The 14,981-nt window shown below is 48.1% G+C and carries 17 protein-coding genes; 3 read left to right on the forward strand and 14 right to left on the reverse strand.

Annotation, left to right across the window (positions count from 1 at the left end; genetic code table 11):
- Nucleotides 1–59: 59 nt before the first annotated feature.
- Entirely contained in the window at nucleotides 60–578 is a 519-nt protein-coding gene (locus B153_RS0119980; protein ID WP_026262297.1) for a hypothetical protein, read from the forward strand.
- A gap of 146 nt (nucleotides 579–724) precedes the next feature.
- Here the strand turns inward: B153_RS0119980 and B153_RS0119985 are convergent, their stop codons facing one another.
- From B153_RS0119985 to rpmG, 12 genes are all read right to left on the reverse strand, one after another.
- Nucleotides 725–2,389: a hypothetical protein gene (locus tag B153_RS0119985; protein WP_020598519.1), complete on the reverse strand. Its 1,665-nt coding sequence runs from the start codon at nucleotides 2,387–2,389 to the stop codon at nucleotides 725–727.
- Nucleotides 2,390–2,394: 5 nt separating this feature from the next.
- Nucleotides 2,395–3,171, reverse strand: coding sequence for an ABC transporter ATP-binding protein (locus tag B153_RS0119990; protein WP_020598520.1), 777 nt, complete (start codon nucleotides 3,169–3,171; stop codon nucleotides 2,395–2,397).
- Between the two features lie 90 nt (nucleotides 3,172–3,261).
- Nucleotides 3,262–4,275, reverse strand: a complete 1,014-nt coding sequence (locus B153_RS0119995) for an aspartate-semialdehyde dehydrogenase (RefSeq protein WP_020598521.1) — start codon at nucleotides 4,273–4,275, stop codon at nucleotides 3,262–3,264.
- 123 nt (nucleotides 4,276–4,398) lie between these two features.
- Nucleotides 4,399–4,986, reverse strand: a complete 588-nt coding sequence (locus tag B153_RS0120000) for a 5-formyltetrahydrofolate cyclo-ligase (protein WP_020598522.1) — start codon at nucleotides 4,984–4,986, stop codon at nucleotides 4,399–4,401.
- Nucleotides 4,987–4,990: 4 nt separating this feature from the next.
- Nucleotides 4,991–6,538: a bacillithiol biosynthesis cysteine-adding enzyme BshC gene (gene bshC, locus B153_RS0120005; protein ID WP_020598523.1), complete on the reverse strand. Its 1,548-nt coding sequence runs from the start codon at nucleotides 6,536–6,538 to the stop codon at nucleotides 4,991–4,993.
- A gap of 92 nt (nucleotides 6,539–6,630) precedes the next feature.
- Nucleotides 6,631–6,975: a HepT-like ribonuclease domain-containing protein gene (locus B153_RS0120010; protein ID WP_020598524.1), complete on the reverse strand. Its 345-nt coding sequence runs from the start codon at nucleotides 6,973–6,975 to the stop codon at nucleotides 6,631–6,633.
- A complete protein-coding gene (locus B153_RS0120015) occupies nucleotides 6,956–7,258 on the reverse strand; it encodes a nucleotidyltransferase family protein (RefSeq protein WP_020598525.1) in 303 nt (100 codons plus the stop codon). The genes B153_RS0120010 and B153_RS0120015 overlap by 20 nt, the downstream gene beginning before the upstream one ends.
- A gap of 8 nt (nucleotides 7,259–7,266) precedes the next feature.
- Entirely contained in the window at nucleotides 7,267–8,574 is a 1,308-nt protein-coding gene (rimO, locus tag B153_RS0120020; protein ID WP_020598526.1) for a 30S ribosomal protein S12 methylthiotransferase RimO, read from the reverse strand.
- Between the two features lie 63 nt (nucleotides 8,575–8,637).
- Complete coding sequence (locus tag B153_RS0120025) at nucleotides 8,638–9,111, reverse strand: hypothetical protein (RefSeq protein WP_020598527.1); 474 nt, start codon at nucleotides 9,109–9,111, stop codon at nucleotides 8,638–8,640.
- A gap of 20 nt (nucleotides 9,112–9,131) precedes the next feature.
- Entirely contained in the window at nucleotides 9,132–10,103 is a 972-nt protein-coding gene (gene ftsY / locus B153_RS0120030) for a signal recognition particle-docking protein FtsY (RefSeq protein WP_020598528.1), read from the reverse strand.
- 224 nt (nucleotides 10,104–10,327) lie between these two features.
- The gene (locus B153_RS37325) at nucleotides 10,328–10,483 is read right to left on the reverse strand and encodes a DUF4295 domain-containing protein (protein WP_020598529.1); all 156 of its coding nucleotides are present in this window, start codon (nucleotides 10,481–10,483) and stop codon (nucleotides 10,328–10,330) included.
- Between the two features lie 111 nt (nucleotides 10,484–10,594).
- Nucleotides 10,595–10,780: a 50S ribosomal protein L33 gene (gene rpmG, locus B153_RS0120040; protein WP_012929817.1), complete on the reverse strand. Its 186-nt coding sequence runs from the start codon at nucleotides 10,778–10,780 to the stop codon at nucleotides 10,595–10,597.
- A gap of 225 nt (nucleotides 10,781–11,005) precedes the next feature.
- Between rpmG and B153_RS0120045 the strand changes: the two genes are divergently transcribed.
- The gene (locus B153_RS0120045; protein WP_020598530.1) at nucleotides 11,006–12,226 is read left to right on the forward strand and encodes an NADH-quinone oxidoreductase subunit D; all 1,221 of its coding nucleotides are present in this window, start codon (nucleotides 11,006–11,008) and stop codon (nucleotides 12,224–12,226) included.
- 86 nt (nucleotides 12,227–12,312) lie between these two features.
- Here B153_RS0120045 and hpt read toward each other — a convergent pair whose 3' ends face one another.
- Complete coding sequence (gene hpt / locus B153_RS0120050) at nucleotides 12,313–12,837, reverse strand: hypoxanthine phosphoribosyltransferase (protein WP_020598531.1); 525 nt, start codon at nucleotides 12,835–12,837, stop codon at nucleotides 12,313–12,315.
- Nucleotides 12,838–13,067: 230 nt separating this feature from the next.
- Here hpt and B153_RS0120055 point away from each other — a divergent pair, with 230 nt between their 5' ends.
- Nucleotides 13,068–14,282, forward strand: coding sequence for a tetratricopeptide repeat protein (locus B153_RS0120055; protein WP_020598532.1), 1,215 nt, complete (start codon nucleotides 13,068–13,070; stop codon nucleotides 14,280–14,282).
- A 69-nt stretch (nucleotides 14,283–14,351) separates the two neighbouring features.
- On the opposite strand, the gene B153_RS0120060 is transcribed toward B153_RS0120055, so the two are convergent.
- Nucleotides 14,352–14,822: an Lrp/AsnC family transcriptional regulator gene (locus tag B153_RS0120060; RefSeq protein WP_020598533.1), complete on the reverse strand. Its 471-nt coding sequence runs from the start codon at nucleotides 14,820–14,822 to the stop codon at nucleotides 14,352–14,354.
- Nucleotides 14,823–14,981: the final 159 nt, after the last annotated feature.

The following is a 14,981-nucleotide window of genomic DNA, read 5'->3' on the forward strand; positions in this document are numbered from 1 at the left end:
AACGTACGGGTCTGGTGGGATGTGGATTAATGGTTACCCCAACTGTCATACGCATTTTCATGAAAAAGATACTTTTAAACCTGTTGTTGCTGGCCCTGGTGGCTGGTGGCAGCTTCTCCTGCAAAGACGATCTGGTCTACAGCGATCTGGTGCGGGACAATCGGCCGGCCATTCCGGTCACCTTTCCTGGTACGACCACCTATGGGTTCAACCCCTTCATCGTTAGTTCTTTGGCAGCGGGTGGTCCTATTCAGTTCACCCTGTCGATTCCAGCCAGCAGTGGTCGCACCATCAAGGAGATCACCAAGGTGTTGGGTGGAGGAACGGGCATCACGGTAGGGAACCTGAACTCAGGGACGTATACCACGACTCTACTGAACACAGCCCCGATAGCAGGCAGTGGCACCACGGCGGTCTTTACGACTACAATTGCCGATTTTAAGAAGAAGTACCCCAGTGTAGCGACGGCACCGATTGTGTTGCCCAACTACACCGAGATTCAGTTTTTGTTTCTGGTAACGCTGGATGATGGCGCCCAGATTGTTCCCGAACCCGTGCGCGTTCGGATCGTGAACTGACACCAATACCTGACAACTAAACGGCTAAAGTAGGGAGTTTACCCCACCCCAACCCCTTCCCTGAGATACAGGGGAGGGGCTTGACTAATTCCCGTTTAAGTCCCTCTCCGGGCATCAGGGGAGGGATTTAGGGTGGGGTAATTGTGTTAGGCCATCTCTATCGATTCCCAGGCTGTCTTTTTGTACTGCTGAAGTAAATACCAGCAAAGAGCTATAGACAATGGTAAGGCTACCCAAACACCGAAAGGAATACGCGTCAGGCCGTAGTGAGAAAAGCCCACCACAGCCAGCACGAGGCTGATTAGTAATCCGCGTGCGGTATTATTCTGTTTCATAGCATCCTGCTCCACCGAAAAAGGCATGGTGCGTGTCGAGAGTAGAGCTGCGCTCAGGAGCATCACCAGCGAATTGCTGAAGGCCAATAATACATCGCTGATCTTGTCGAATCCGTACCGGAATAGAACGTAAGACGATAGCAGGGCGTAGAAAGGCACCAGCAATTTTATAATGATGGCTTTTAACGATCCCGATAAGATGCTGCCCGGCTCCTGGATGGGAGCACTGCCGTAAATCCAGGAAGCCCGGTAGTTGTCCGAAACGCGGAGTTGGTATTGCGCCACCATCACGTAAATGCCACCAAAGTAAAGGGCAAACAAATAGAAGAAATTGCCTGAGCCCAAGCCTCCACCCTGAAAGGATATAGCAATTACATACGCCAGTCCGAAACCCAACTGCGGATAGGTTTTGAGCTTGAATTTGCGGTCCCGGCTCGTTATACGCCAGGTAAAGGCAAAAGCGGCTCGCTCCAGTGAGTTGCCCGTAAACCAATCGGCTACCTGTTCTACCCAATTTTGCCGATGGGCCGATGCGCTGGTAAGCGTTGATGGTGTGGTTCGCCCATCCTGATCGATACTGCTGATTTTCTGGGTAAAATCGGTAGTTAGAAACCGATTCATAAACCATAGGCCAGCAAAAGGGGTAATTAGTGCCAGCACCAGAAAAATCAGATGGGTTTGATCGAATACGGGTTGAATAAAAGTTTCAGTAGCGCCAGCCATCCACATCGGCGGCACTAGGTAATGCCAGCCCTGATGGGCTAGTGGCTCACTGACCAGTCGTTCTGAACCGATGAGCCGGGGCAAAACCTGATAGCTCCCGTAGAACAGAATCGCCATCACGATCTGAAAATAATTGATCACTTCCCGGAGCTTTTCCTCACTGGTAAATTTCATCAGAACCAGATAGAAAATGTTCGTCAGAAATACCATCAATACGGCCGATAACAGACTCAATAATAAGAACAGCAGCGCCGAAGCAGCCCCAAATCGACTCGCCAGAATGAAAATACTGACTACTGTGAGCGACAGGGTAATCGCAAACAGATAACTGGTGATGTGCACTACACGAGCCAGCCATAGCGTTCGGCTGCTGACGGGCCGGGGCAGAATGATCTGATTATCGGAGGAGTCGAGAATGACGGATGAAAAGTCGGAAATCAGGGTCATGGCGCAAAGGGCCATGATGTAGCTAAACTGTAATGTCAGCGGCAGAAACAGGTTCTCTTTGGGCGGTACGCCCAGCATGGCAAAGCTAATTAGTCCGCCAATGATAGCATAAATGGCCAGTATCCGAATGAAATTATTGCTACTCTCACCCGATTGCTTTCCATAACGACCCAGGCTGACGAAGCTCCGACGGCTATCCATCGTGAGTTTAACCTGCACAATGGCGTGTAGTTGACTATAGTCGGCTCCTAATCCCTGAAAAAGCGATTTTAAACGGTCCAGAACCCAAAGAATGATGGTAACCATGCCGATTAGTTTTTCAGGGTGTTGATAAACTCCTCGGCGACACTCGTTTGACCTTCGTTGCCGGTTAATTCAGAAAATAGCTGCTCCAGCGATTCGGGACGTTGGTGTTGAAGTTCAGCAAACGTACCGTCGGCAATGACCTGGCCCTGATTGATAATGATAATCCGATCCGAAATTTTTTCGACCACATCCATCAGGTGCGAACTATAGAAAATCGTTTTGCCATCATTCGCCAGTTGCCGGATAATCTCTTTGACCAGCACCACGGCATTCGCATCCAGCCCCGACAGCGGTTCGTCCAGAAAGATCACATCCGGGTTATGCAGTAGCCCCGAAATAAGAAGTACTTTCTGGCGCATCCCTTTCGAAAATGTGGTCATGCGGGCGTTGGCGTGGTCGCTAAGCTGGAATAGCCGAAGCAGGTCGAGGGCTTTGCGGTCGATGTGGGCCAGGTCAAGTTCGTAAAGCTGCCCGATGAACTGCAAATACTCCAGCGGGGTTAGTGTGTCGTACAAAGCCGCATTTTCTGGTACGTACCCAACCCGCCGTTTGATGTCGATGGATTGCGTTTTTACGTCCATTCCCAATACAACAGCCTCGCCCGAATAGTCGGGCAACATACCCATCAGAATTTTGATGGTCGTTGACTTTCCGGCCCCGTTGGGACCAATGTAGCCCACAACCTGCCCAGCCGATACGCTGAGGTCAATGCCTTTGAGAACGAGACTCGAACCATATGACTTGTGTAGGTTCTGAAGCTGGATAACTGGATCTGGATTCACGGAAAAATGATTCGGTGTATCCGAAAGTACAGAAAATCCCGCCCAGCTACAAGCCGAACGGGATTTAAGACATTAATCACTAAAAAACAGTTACGCCACAGTTGCTTCGGTTTCGACCAGGTTGTGTTTTACCAGGTATTCAGCAATCTGTACGGCATTGGTAGCCGCTCCTTTACGGAGATTATCGGCTACGATCCACATATTCAGCGTTTTGGGCTGACTTTCGTCGCGACGAATCCGGCCAACAAACACCTCATCTTTACCATGTGCCGTCAGCGGCATTGGGTATACTTTGTTTTTGGGGTCGTCCTGAACGATAACCCCTTCGGTATTGCTCAGAATAGCAACCACATCACTCACGTCAAACTCATTTTCGAACTCGATATTGACCGCTTCCGAGTGACCACCAATCGTTGGGATACGAACGGTAGTGGCCGTTACCTTGATGGAATCATCGCCCATGATTTTCTTAGTCTCATTCACCATCTTCATTTCCTCTTTGGTGTAGCCATTGTCGAGGAACACATCAATGTGAGGCAGTACATTCAAATCAATCGGATGGGGATATACTTTAGGAGCTTCATGGTCCCCTTTGCGTTCGGCAAAAAGCTGATCGACAGCCGCTTTGCCCGTTCCCGTTACGGATTGGTAGGTCGAAACCACTACTCGTTTGATTTTGTATCGATCATGCAGCGGCTTCAGGGCTACCACCATCTGGATGGTCGAGCAGTTGGGGTTGGCAATGATTTTGTCTTCAGGCGTCAGCACATCGGCGTTTACTTCAGGGACCACCAGTTTTTTGGTGGGGTCCATCCGCCAGGCCGACGAGTTATCGACAACCACGATACCGGCTTCCGCAAATTTGGGAGCCAGCGACAGTGACGTACCACCACCTGCCGAGAAAATCGCAATGGCAGGTTTGGCAGCGATGGCATCTTCGAAACTAACCACCGTGTAGGGTTTACCCTTAAACTCAACCTGTTTACCAACCGAACGCTCGGAGGCAACGGGAATGAGTTCAGACACAGGGAAGTTGCGTTCTTCCAGCACTTTCAGGATTTCGCTACCGACCAAGCCAGTAGCTCCAACGACTGCGATTTTCATTTTAGTAGCGCGGGCAGAACCCCGCAGTTGAATTGTTTAATAGAGTACTAAAAGCGGGCGATTACCCGCATTTCGATTTTGGAGTGCAAAATTACGCCAAAACTTTGACGCACAGGAGAATTATTACGAAAAAAAACAGATTTGTGAAGGGGTAATGCAAGCGTCAAGCTGAACATCTGTCGGTTCAATGCCTTCTATATGCGTAACTGGCTCAAACAGGGATAAGCCCACCTTTCTGCAATCGGGACGGCAGTTAGCCAGAAAACGGTCATAAAATCCTTTTCCGTAGCCTATCCGGTTACCGCACTGATCGAAGGCCAGCAAAGGAACCAGTACCAGATCGAACAGCGAGGTGTTGAGCGTCGGCTGGTCTGGGTCAACGGGTTCTGGAATCCCCCAGCGATTTTCCCGCAAAATGGTATCTGGCGCTAACGGATAATGCGAGAGTTGGTTGGTAGCCATGTCGGTTACCGAAACGGCTAATTGAATCGCTGGGTACAACTCCCAAATGTGGCGAATAATGAGCCAGGTATCCACCTCTTTCTGTCGCTGAATCGGCAGAAAGAGGTGGATTACCGATGGGACTGCATCGAGTTGAGCCAGAAAGTCGAAAAAAAGCCGGGCGATGGATTGGCTTCGCTCATGTACATCGTCCACCATTAGCCCTTTCCGCTCATCCAGAAACTGACGACGCAACTCGGCTTTTGTCATTGGGCTATTCCATACAAATCTGCATCCGGTAATCGAAAGGATCGAAAACGGTGAGCATCTTTTGTAAAAACGATTTGTCGTTCAGGTAGAAAGTCAGGAAGTTTTCGCTCCGCTCCTGCAAGCCTCCATTGGGGAAAAGCTCGCTCTTGACGGCCAGGAGTTGCCGAACACCCGTTTCCTGGTTTCGTTCTTCAGCGCGTCGCATTTTCTTTTCCAGCCGGGCAATGGCATTGGCAAACCGCTTGGTTTCGGCCAGAACGGCTTTTTCGAGTGTAGGATCAACCATTTGCGCTTTGTGCAAAATAGCATCCAGCGCCTTATTGACTACCTTGTTTTCGTTGTCGAACTTAAGGGTATGCCGGGCGTGGTGTTCGATGTACTCGTGTTTGAGTTTCAGCGTATCCTGAAACAACTCCTCAGGAGTCAGCCCCAACTTGCAGATGCGTTTGTTGGCCACGGCCGGAACATACAGGGCAAAATTTCGGGGCATCAGGATCGGGAAAGGCGTATTGAAATGATCGAATACACCTTTTAGCTGCAACCAGTAGGGCACTTCGGAAGGGCCGCCAATGTAGGCCAGATTGGGCAGTATGGTTTCCTGATAGAGAGGTCGTAACACCACATTGGGGCTGAATTTTTCGGGCTGCTCGTCTAATAAGGTAAGAAGTTCGGCTTCCGAAAAGTTGAGCTTCGTGTGCACAACCCGGTAGGTACCGTCGTCTTTGCGCTCGATACGTTCGCGAAGTTGATCGTCCAGGTAAAATAGATTGATGTCGCGAGGGGCAATGACGGTTTTGTAGCCCAATTCTTCCAACTGCTCGGTTCGCTGCTGTACCAGTTCGCCGGAGTGCTGATGCAGGAGTTCGTCCCGCATGATGGGTGCGAAAACACGTTTGAGTTCAGCGTCATCAGCATCCAGACAGATCAATCCTTCGGCCCCGAACAGTTCATTGACATAACAGCGAGCCGCATTGGCGAGCGTATCGTGCTTTAAATACGCTTCTTCGAACAGAGCCAATTTTTCGGGAATCTGCTTAAAGAGCGTGGCTAATTCTTTGGGGTTCATCCGACCAACGGCTCCGCGCTGCTCGGTTTGCCAGGTATAACTTCGCCCAAACATCGAAAAGTGATTAATCTCGGCAAAGTCATGATCTTCGGTTGCCATCCAGTACACCGGCACAAAATTGTAATCGGGATACGTCTCTTTGAGCTTCCGGGCCAGATTGATTGTTGTAATCAGTTTGTAGATGATGTACAACGGCCCCGTGAAGATGTTGAGCTGGTGACCCGTAGTAACCGTGTAGGTATTTGGCTGAAGCAGTACCGAAACGTCGGGTTTATTCGCAATCGAACTGTATTGCCGTTCTAAGGCATCCATTAAAATGCGCCGTTTCGATTCGTCAAAAGACTTCTCGGCTAATTGATCGCCAAAAGCCGTAATCTCAGGAAAACGATTGTAAAAAGGGGCTAAACTAGCTGTTTTGGTAATGTAGTCAAGGAATAGTGACGAAAACTGGCCGGTAGAGCGAAGCGGCAGGTACTGACAGTCCATTCGGAACGAAGTTGGGATTTATCGGCTCAACAACAGAACACCCCGCAAGGTTCGGTCATAGAGTAAGCGCCTTGTTCGGGTATATATAAAACTTATAAAGTTGTCAGAATATGCGTTAATTGAGCTTTCAACGTTGGGACATCTCCCGTAATTATATCCCATAATAGCGAAGCATCGACGCCAAAATATTCATGTACCAGAATATGTCGTAGGCCAGTCACCTGACGCCATTGTACTTCTGGAAACTCATTTTTGATTGTATCATCAAGATGATTGCAAGCCTCACCAATGATCTCGAGTTGTTTGATGCAGGCAAACCGCATCATCGAATTAGTCAGAAATTCAGAAAACTCCTGATTGTTTATGTAATTTTCGATCTCTGCAATAGCATCGAGTGAATGCTCAATACGCTGCTTGTTACCGAACCGGCCTTTCATAAATAAGTTGCTTGTCCTGATCTATAAATGGACGAATTCGGGGAGATAGGCCATTGTTAGAAACCAGATCGACCGTCTTATTGAGCCTTTCTTCAAGGTCAAGTTTCATGCCAACGAACTGTAGACCTACAGGTCGGCTGTAATCTAGTTCTACTAATAAATCAAGATCGCTTTCGGGATTCGCTTCGTTTCGGGCATAGGAACCAAACACATAAGCGCGCAACACAGGCTTATCCTGAAGATAATTGCGGATGGCCTGTAGCTCGCTTACGGTTAATTTCATAGTGCTAATTACATAACCGTACCATATAAATCAAAATCTTCGGCCCGGTCGATGCGTACATGGGCAAAGTCGCCGATACGGACGTACTGGCTGGCTGGTACAAGCACTTCATTATCAACCTCAGGGGAGTCGGCTTCGGTCCGGCCAATGAAATAGCCACCCTCTTTCCGGTCGAATAATACCTTGTACGTTTTGCCTACTTTCTGCTGATTCAATTCCTGCGAAATGCCCTGCTGAAGCTCCATCAGCTCGTCGGCGCGTTCCTGCTTTGTATCGGCCGGAACATCATCGGGCATAGAGTATGAATGCGTATTTTCTTCGTGCGAGTAGGTAAACACACCCATCCGGTCAAAACGCATACGTTCCACGAAATCGTAGGTCTCAGCAAACATAGCGTCGGTTTCGCCCGGATGGCCTACAATGAGGGTCGTTCGAAGGGTAATATCAGGGACTTTGGCCCGGATGGTTTCAATGAGCGCTTCTGTTTTTTCGCGGGTAATGCCTCGGCGCATTAATTTCAGCAATTCTGTTGATCCCGTTTGCAGGGGCATATCCAGATAATTGCACACATTGGGCCGGTCGCGCATCACATCAAGCACTTCCAGCGGAAATCCAGACGGATAAGCATACTGTAGCCGTATCCAGTCGATGCCTTCCACATCCGCCAGTCGATTGATCAGGTCAGCCAGATTACGTTTTTTGTAGAGATCCAGCCCGTAATAGGTCAAATCCTGAGCAATCAGAATCAGTTCTTTCGTACCCCGGCGAGCCAGTGATTTCGCTTCAGTAACCAGTTCATCTATGGAGCGGGATACGTGTCCGCCACGCATGAGCGGGATAGCGCAGAACGAACAGGGCCGGTCACAGCCTTCGGCAATTTTGAGGTAGGCAAAATGAGCCGGTGTGGTCAGCAGTCGTTCGCCAACGAGTTCGTGTTTGTAATCGGCGCGGAGGGTTTTCAGCAACCGAGGCATTTCGTTGGTACCAAACCAGGCATCGACATCGGGAATCTCGACTTCAAGTTCGTCTTTATAGCGATGCGAAAGGCAGCCCGTTACATATACTTTGTCGACCATACCCGCATCTTTAGCATCGACATAGCGCAGAATGGTGTTAACCGATTCTTCCTTCGCATTGTCGATAAAGCCGCAGGTGTTGATAACGACAATATTGGCGTCGTCTTTCTTCGATTCATGCGTTACGTCCATGCCGTTGCCCTTCAGTTGCGTAAACAGCACTTCCGAATCGACCAGATTCTTCGAGCAACCCAGTGTGACGATGTTGATTTTATTGGTACGTGATCCTTTGGTTTTCATTGGTAACGCGGACAGAATATCCGCTAAATCTTTCAACAAGGCGGACAGGATGTCCGCGTTACATTAAAACACCCCCTGATGCGTAACTTCTATTTTTACCTCAGAGCGGATATTCTTCCGAACATTGACCGGAAAGATATTATTATGTGCATCCGATAGGTTGGCATACAGTCCTTTCGACTCGCGTACAACTACCGAATAGTGACCAACAGGCAGATTCGCGCAAAACTTACCTGACTTGTCTGATTTAACCGTTTTTATTGGCTTTACATTCCCGACTGAATCGATAAATCCATTGTCACCCATTTTCACCTGGTTCATATTGAGTAAGGGAAAAATGAGAACCTCGCGTTCAATAGGCGTTCCCTGAGAAGCCGACTTACCCGGACCAGGCATATGATTCCCTTTCTTTTCCAGCACGACCCCGCAAATTCCCTGAAATGTTGTGGGTCTAGTGGATTTCCTAAGTTGCTGCTTTTGAGCCAGGGTCGAATAAGAAAGAGCCAAGAAGCAAAGAATGAAGGCGAGGTAGTTCATAGGAAATAGAGTTTACAAACTCATTTCTTGAAGAACGAATCCACAAACTCCATCTTGTTGAAGGTTTGCAGGTCGTCGATCTTTTCACCGACGCCAATGTATTTAACCGGGATTTTGAACTGGTCAGAAATGCCAATTACGACCCCACCTTTCGCCGTTCCGTCTAGCTTGGTGATGGCTAGGGCCGTTACTTCGGTGGCTTTCGTAAACTCGGTAGCCTGAATAAATGCATTCTGACCCGTTGAGCCATCCAGCACCAGAAGTACCTCATGTGGAGCGTCGGGGGTAACTTTTTGCATGACCCGCTTAATTTTTGTCAGCTCATTCATCAGGTTGACTTTGGTATGCAGCCGCCCAGCGGTATCGATAATCACGACATCGGCGTTCATGTCCGTTGCTTTTTTCACCGCATCATAGGCCACTGCCGAAGGGTCCGTATTCATCCCGTGGGAAATGACCGGAACACCAACGCGGTCGCCCCAAAGTTTGAGCTGATCGACTGCCGCTGCCCGGAACGTATCGCCAGCGCCCAGAACTACCTGCTTGCCCCGCTTATGAAACTGAGCCGCCAGTTTGCCGATGGTCGTTGTTTTACCGACTCCGTTGACGCCCACCACCATAATGACATAAGGCTTCTTGTTGGCAGGCAACTCAAAATCGTCCAGAACCTCCCGGTCCGGCGTTCGGGAGGTGGTGTTATCAGAAAGTAGAGAGGCAATCTCTTCGCGCAGAATACGGTCAAGCTCACTGGTGCCCATGTATTTATCACGCGCAACCCGCTCTTCGATCCGACGGATGATTTTCACCGTGGTTTCAACCCCTACGTCTGACGAGATCAGAACACTTTCCAATTCGTCCAGTACTTCTTCATCAACGGTCGATTTGCCGACAACAGCCCGCCCAAGTTTCGAGAAGAAGCTGTCTTTGGTTTTTTCTAAGCCTTTGTCGAGGGTTTCTTTCTTTTCTTTCGAGAATAAGCCGAATAGAGCCATAAAAAATAATCGTTAGTTGATGCCGGGACGCCGGTGCGGTCGTCAGTCGATCGTATGTAATAGTCGGTAATATAGACACAAAAGTAACCTAAAGGTTCGCAATGACTGCCCGACGACTCTCTTCAACAAAACTCTAACAAAAAAAGTCCCACAGAGCCTGGTAGAGGCTGTGGGACGAACATCTTTTCTGGAAACGTTCCGCTGTATCGGTTGGAGGTATCAAACTAGCTTTTCAGCGCAGCCTGAACATCATCGACAGGAACCATCTCTTCTTTGAAGGTGTAGGCGCCGGTTTTAGGCGATTTAACGGCTTTGATAATTTTGGCAAATGCCTTACCGTTATCCTTCGTTTTCAGGGTTGCAACTACCTTTTTTGCCATGGTTTTTTATGGTTTACAGTTTACTCCTTTCGTTTAGGCCAGACCGTACGTACGGTAACAGATGCGTCGATTTCTCTCGCTATCCTAAATCGGAAATGGTAAAACTAAAACTTATTTAATTTCTTTATGCAGCGTTACTTTTTTCAGGAACGGATTATATTTTTTCCGCTCGATACGAGCCGGCGTATTTTTCCGGTTTTTCGTGGTGATGTACCGGGACATACCGGGTACACCGCTGTCTTTCTGCTCGGTGCATTCCAGAATAACCTGGATTCTATTGGCGCCTTTCTTTGCCATTGCTAACGTTCGTTTTCTCGATAAGGAGCGCAAAGGTACGGAATTACTTTTAGTTTGCCAATAGATTTCTTAGAAAAACAGATGATTTGTAATGAATTAAGTCAGAATTTTTGTTCCGGTTTGACTTTCGGCCGTTGGCTGGCGACCTTTGATGGACTACATACAGCCTGAATTTAGTTGAGAAGCCGCTTTTGCGTACTTCGCTTTGGGCAGGTTGAGCCAGCTATGAAAACAACAACAATTCAATACGAATATGCACCAGGCCATTTTCGGGCTTCTGAACCGAATATCTATCGGTCAGATAAGCTCGGCGAAGGCGAAATGGTACTCAACATGGGACCGCAGCACCCATCGACGCATGGCGTTCTGCGACTTGAAGTCGTAACCGATGGCGAAATCATCCGGGAGGTTGTGCCGCACCTGGGGTACCTGCACCGTTGTTTTGAGAAACATGCTCAATCGTTACCATTCAACCAGGCTATTCCGTTCGTTGACCGACTTGATTATTTAGCGGCTATGAATTGTGAGCACGCCTTTGTGATGGGCGTTGAACGAATGCTGGGTATTCAGAACGATATTCCGAAGCGCACGGAATACATACGGGTGCTGGTAGCCGAACTGAATCGGATTGCGGCCCATATGGTCGGTATCGGGACTTATGCACTGGATATTGGGGCCTATACGCCCTTTCTGTGGCTCATGCGCGACCGGGAGCATATTCTTCGGATGCTGGAGTGGGTAAGTGGCGCCCGTATGCTTTACAACTACATTTGGGTTGGTGGCCTGTTTTATGATCTGCCTGTCGGGTTTGAAGCGCGTTGCCGGGAGTTTGTCACCTACCTGAAACCGAAGCTACTTGAACTACAACAGTTGGTTATCGAAAACGAAATTTTTATAAAACGGACGGCCAATGTAGGCGTTTTACCCTTGCCGGTCGCTATCAACTATGGCTGTACAGGGCCTATGCTGCGGGGTTCAGGGCTGCGGTACGATTTACGACGGGTAGATGGCTATTCGGTATACCCTGAGCTGGACTTTGCTATTCCGATTGGCGAAGGAAAAATGGGAACAGTTGGTGATTGCTGGGACCGTAATTATGTTCGGGTACAGGAATGTTACGAATCGATCCGAATTGTGGAGCAGTGTCTTGATAAACTGACATCCGATCATCGGCGTACCCGAGATTATGATCCTCAGGCGGTTGTTCCGAAGAAAATCCGTCCGAAGGCGATGGATTTTTACGTGCGGGGGGAAAGTGCCAAAGGTGAACTGGGCTTTTTCTTCCGAACGGATGGAAAGTCAGACATCCCTGTTCGATGCAAAGCCCGGTCATGCTGCTTTCATAATCTTTCCGTTATCAGCGAAATCAGCCGGGGAGCCATGCTGGCCGATCTGGTTGCCATTATCGGCTCCATTGATGTGGTGATGGGGGAAGTGGATCGATAAGTAATAGGAGCAAGGAGTGCGTATTGGGAGTTGCTGATGCACAGATTGTTTTCTCCGAATACGCACTCCTCGCTCCTGTTACTACACTACTCAAGTACTAAAATGTCAGCACTGTTCCGGCCCAGGCCGTCGTAGTCGAGACCATACCCGAGTACGAAGCGATTTTCAATTTCGAAACCTACATAGTCCAGCTTCATCGGCTTCAATAAGGCTTCTGGTTTAAAGAGCAGGGTGGCAATGGCCAGCGATGAGGGGCCTAAAACGCGAAGCTGTTCACAAATATCATTCAGGGTTCGGCCAGTATCCACAATATCTTCTACTACGATAAGGTCTCGGCTGGCGATGGGTTCGGTAAGTCCCAGAATTTCTTTCAGTTGCCCGGTCGATGACGTTCCTTTATAGGATGATACCCGCAGAAATGTGATTTCGCAGGGAATTGTCAGGTTTTTCATCAGATCGGCGGCAAACAGAAACGCGCCGTTGAGAATGACGACCAACAGAGGTTTTTTGTCGGCATAATCCTGATTAATCTGGCTGGCTAACTCCTGAATCCGGTTCTGAATCGATTCGGCTGGGATAAACGGGACAAACGTTTTGTCGTTAACGGTCATTGCATTGGCGTCTGTAGGGGCGCAAAGATACGGTCATACGTAGGTAGCAGACAAAAAATGACAGTAAAAATCCCGGTTCGCAAACGGACTGAGGTTGGTTTGCGTTCATATAGACAGAGCAAATTGGTTGAATTGATAAAGAGGCAATGGTTTTTAGGCTGCTCTACAACAGAAAAAGCGGATAGAAACGTTAATGACTGGCAATCAATAAGAAACAATAAAGAAGGCTAATGAAAAAAATCCTGTTGACGGTATGGCTGACGAGCATGGCTCTCCTGGTTCAGGCTCAACTCTATGACCCGTCGGCTTTTGATAAGAAGTATGATGGCTTATTAAAGCACCCCGGCGTTCAGATTGAGTCGGCAGAGGCCATCAATCAAATGTATAACTATAAGTTCTACGACGCTGACAAAGAATTTAAGTGGCTGCGCATTCGCTATCCGAATCACCCAATGCCCACATTTCTGATGGGCCTGGCCGAATGGTGGAAAATTGTTCCGAATACCGATGTAACGGATTACGACGATCGTTGCCTGATGTACATGGATTCGACCATCACATTGGCCGAAAAGCTATACGATGAGAGTGAAAATAAGCTCGAACCTGCTTTTTTTCTGGCAGCCTCTTATGCCTTCAAAAGCCGGCTTTATTCGGAGCGGAAAAAGTGGGCAAAGGCGACGTTTGCCGGGAAAAATGCCCTGAAATACTTCGAAAAATGTAAAGGAAATGCCGATTTCAGTCCTGAACTACTTTTTGGTGATGGAATGTACAATTACTATGCACAGTGGATTCCCGAAAACTACCCGTTGCTGAAACCCATTCTGATCTTTTTCCCGAAAGGCAATAAGGCCAATGGTATCAAAGAACTGGAGAAAACAGCTAATACGGCTTTTTACACCCGCGTTGAGGCCCGCTATTTTCTGGTTCAGATTTACAGCATGGAGAATCAGTATGATAAGGCATACGAGTTGGCAAAGTATATGAACGAGCAGTATCCTGATAACCCGTTTTTCGAACGGTATTATGCTCGCTCGGCGTTTGTGACGGGGCGCTTGAATGAAGCGGAACGTATTTCGAAAGATATGTTGGAGAAAATCAGTCGGTCGCAGTCAGGTTATGAGGCTGTAGGTGGACGAACAGCGGCTTACATCTTAGCGTATATCAATCATCTGTTCTATAAGAACACAGCGGAAGCCAAGAAGTATTACCAGCAGGCTATTGATTTTGCCAAGCAGACAAATGCGACGAATGCGGGCTATTACTGGTCGTCGGTGCTGGGGCTGGCCAAAATTGCTACAGAGGAAAAAAACTATGACCTGGCGCAAACCTACTTCAAAGAAGTAATCGACAAAGCCGAGCGGAAGTCGAGTCAGTACAAAGAAGCGAAAAAGGCGCTGGATGATGCCAAAAAGGCTAGACGAGAAGAGCGCAGGAAACGAGGGTAAAAGATGTATGATGTATGATATAGGATGTATGAGAACCAACGTCATACATCCTATATCATACATCATACATTAAGGAATAGGCAGTACCTTGCTTTCTTTGAAGGTCGACATAATAACCATGGTCTGCGTACTGGCTACCTCGTCGATTTCATTGATCACATCGAGCATCAGGGCCTGATACGATGAAATGTCTTTGGCAATAACTTTCAATAGAAAATCGCCTGATCCAGTGATATGGTGGCATTCGATGATTTCGGGAATTTGATTGACCCGATCAACGAATGACATGGTGGTATCTTTTTTATGACCAACCAGCGTAACCATAACGAAGGTGGTAACGCCAAGACCGATCTTGTCCCGATTCAACTGAGCATGGTAGCTCTGAATAATTCCTGAAGTTTCCAGTTTCTTGACGCGCTCAAGGGTAGGGGCGGGCGAAAGGCCAATTTCCTTTGAGAGCTGTGCGTTTGTGATTTTAGCGTTTGCTTGTAGTATTTCTAATACGTGACGATCTATCTGATCTAATTTCTGTGCCGACATAAGTAGTGTAGTCTGTTGAAATTTATTGACAAGACGGTGCAAAGCTACCTCTTTTACAATAGAAAATTCTTAAAACATACTGAATTTTTCCAAAAAGCGAAACAAATATAGTGTATTGTTCTGATAAGCGGCACAAAATTTAGCGAATCGGTCTGGTTG

The organism is Spirosoma panaciterrae DSM 21099, assembly GCF_000374025.1.
Classification (GTDB): Bacteria; Bacteroidota; Bacteroidia; order Cytophagales; family Spirosomataceae; genus Spirosoma; species Spirosoma panaciterrae.

Excerpts from the sequence above, each read along its gene's own strand:
- B153_RS0119980 (WP_026262297.1), top strand. The coding sequence starts at position 60 with ATGAAAAAGATACTTTTAAACCTGTTGTTGCTGGCCCTGGTGGCTGGT.
- B153_RS0119985 (WP_020598519.1), bottom strand. The coding sequence starts at position 2,389 with ATGGTTACCATCATTCTTTGGGTTCTGGACCGTTTAAAATCGCTTTTT.
- B153_RS0119995 (WP_020598521.1), bottom strand. The coding sequence starts at position 4,275 with ATGAAAATCGCAGTCGTTGGAGCTACTGGCTTGGTCGGTAGCGAAATC.
- B153_RS0120000 (WP_020598522.1), bottom strand. The coding sequence starts at position 4,986 with ATGACAAAAGCCGAGTTGCGTCGTCAGTTTCTGGATGAGCGGAAAGGG.
- bshC (WP_020598523.1), bottom strand. The coding sequence starts at position 6,538 with ATGGACTGTCAGTACCTGCCGCTTCGCTCTACCGGCCAGTTTTCGTCA.
- B153_RS0120010 (WP_020598524.1), bottom strand. The coding sequence starts at position 6,975 with ATGAAAGGCCGGTTCGGTAACAAGCAGCGTATTGAGCATTCACTCGAT.
- B153_RS0120015 (WP_020598525.1), bottom strand. The coding sequence starts at position 7,258 with ATGAAATTAACCGTAAGCGAGCTACAGGCCATCCGCAATTATCTTCAG.
- rimO (WP_020598526.1), bottom strand. The coding sequence starts at position 8,574 with ATGAAAACCAAAGGATCACGTACCAATAAAATCAACATCGTCACACTG.
- B153_RS0120025 (WP_020598527.1), bottom strand. The coding sequence starts at position 9,111 with ATGAACTACCTCGCCTTCATTCTTTGCTTCTTGGCTCTTTCTTATTCG.
- ftsY (WP_020598528.1), bottom strand. The coding sequence starts at position 10,103 with ATGGCTCTATTCGGCTTATTCTCGAAAGAAAAGAAAGAAACCCTCGAC.
- B153_RS37325 (WP_020598529.1), bottom strand. The coding sequence starts at position 10,483 with ATGGCAAAAAAGGTAGTTGCAACCCTGAAAACGAAGGATAACGGTAAG.
- rpmG (WP_012929817.1), bottom strand. The coding sequence starts at position 10,780 with ATGGCAAAGAAAGGCGCCAATAGAATCCAGGTTATTCTGGAATGCACC.
- B153_RS0120045 (WP_020598530.1), top strand. The coding sequence starts at position 11,006 with ATGAAAACAACAACAATTCAATACGAATATGCACCAGGCCATTTTCGG.
- hpt (WP_020598531.1), bottom strand. The coding sequence starts at position 12,837 with ATGACCGTTAACGACAAAACGTTTGTCCCGTTTATCCCAGCCGAATCG.
- B153_RS0120055 (WP_020598532.1), top strand. The coding sequence starts at position 13,068 with ATGAAAAAAATCCTGTTGACGGTATGGCTGACGAGCATGGCTCTCCTG.
- B153_RS0120060 (WP_020598533.1), bottom strand. The coding sequence starts at position 14,822 with ATGTCGGCACAGAAATTAGATCAGATAGATCGTCACGTATTAGAAATA.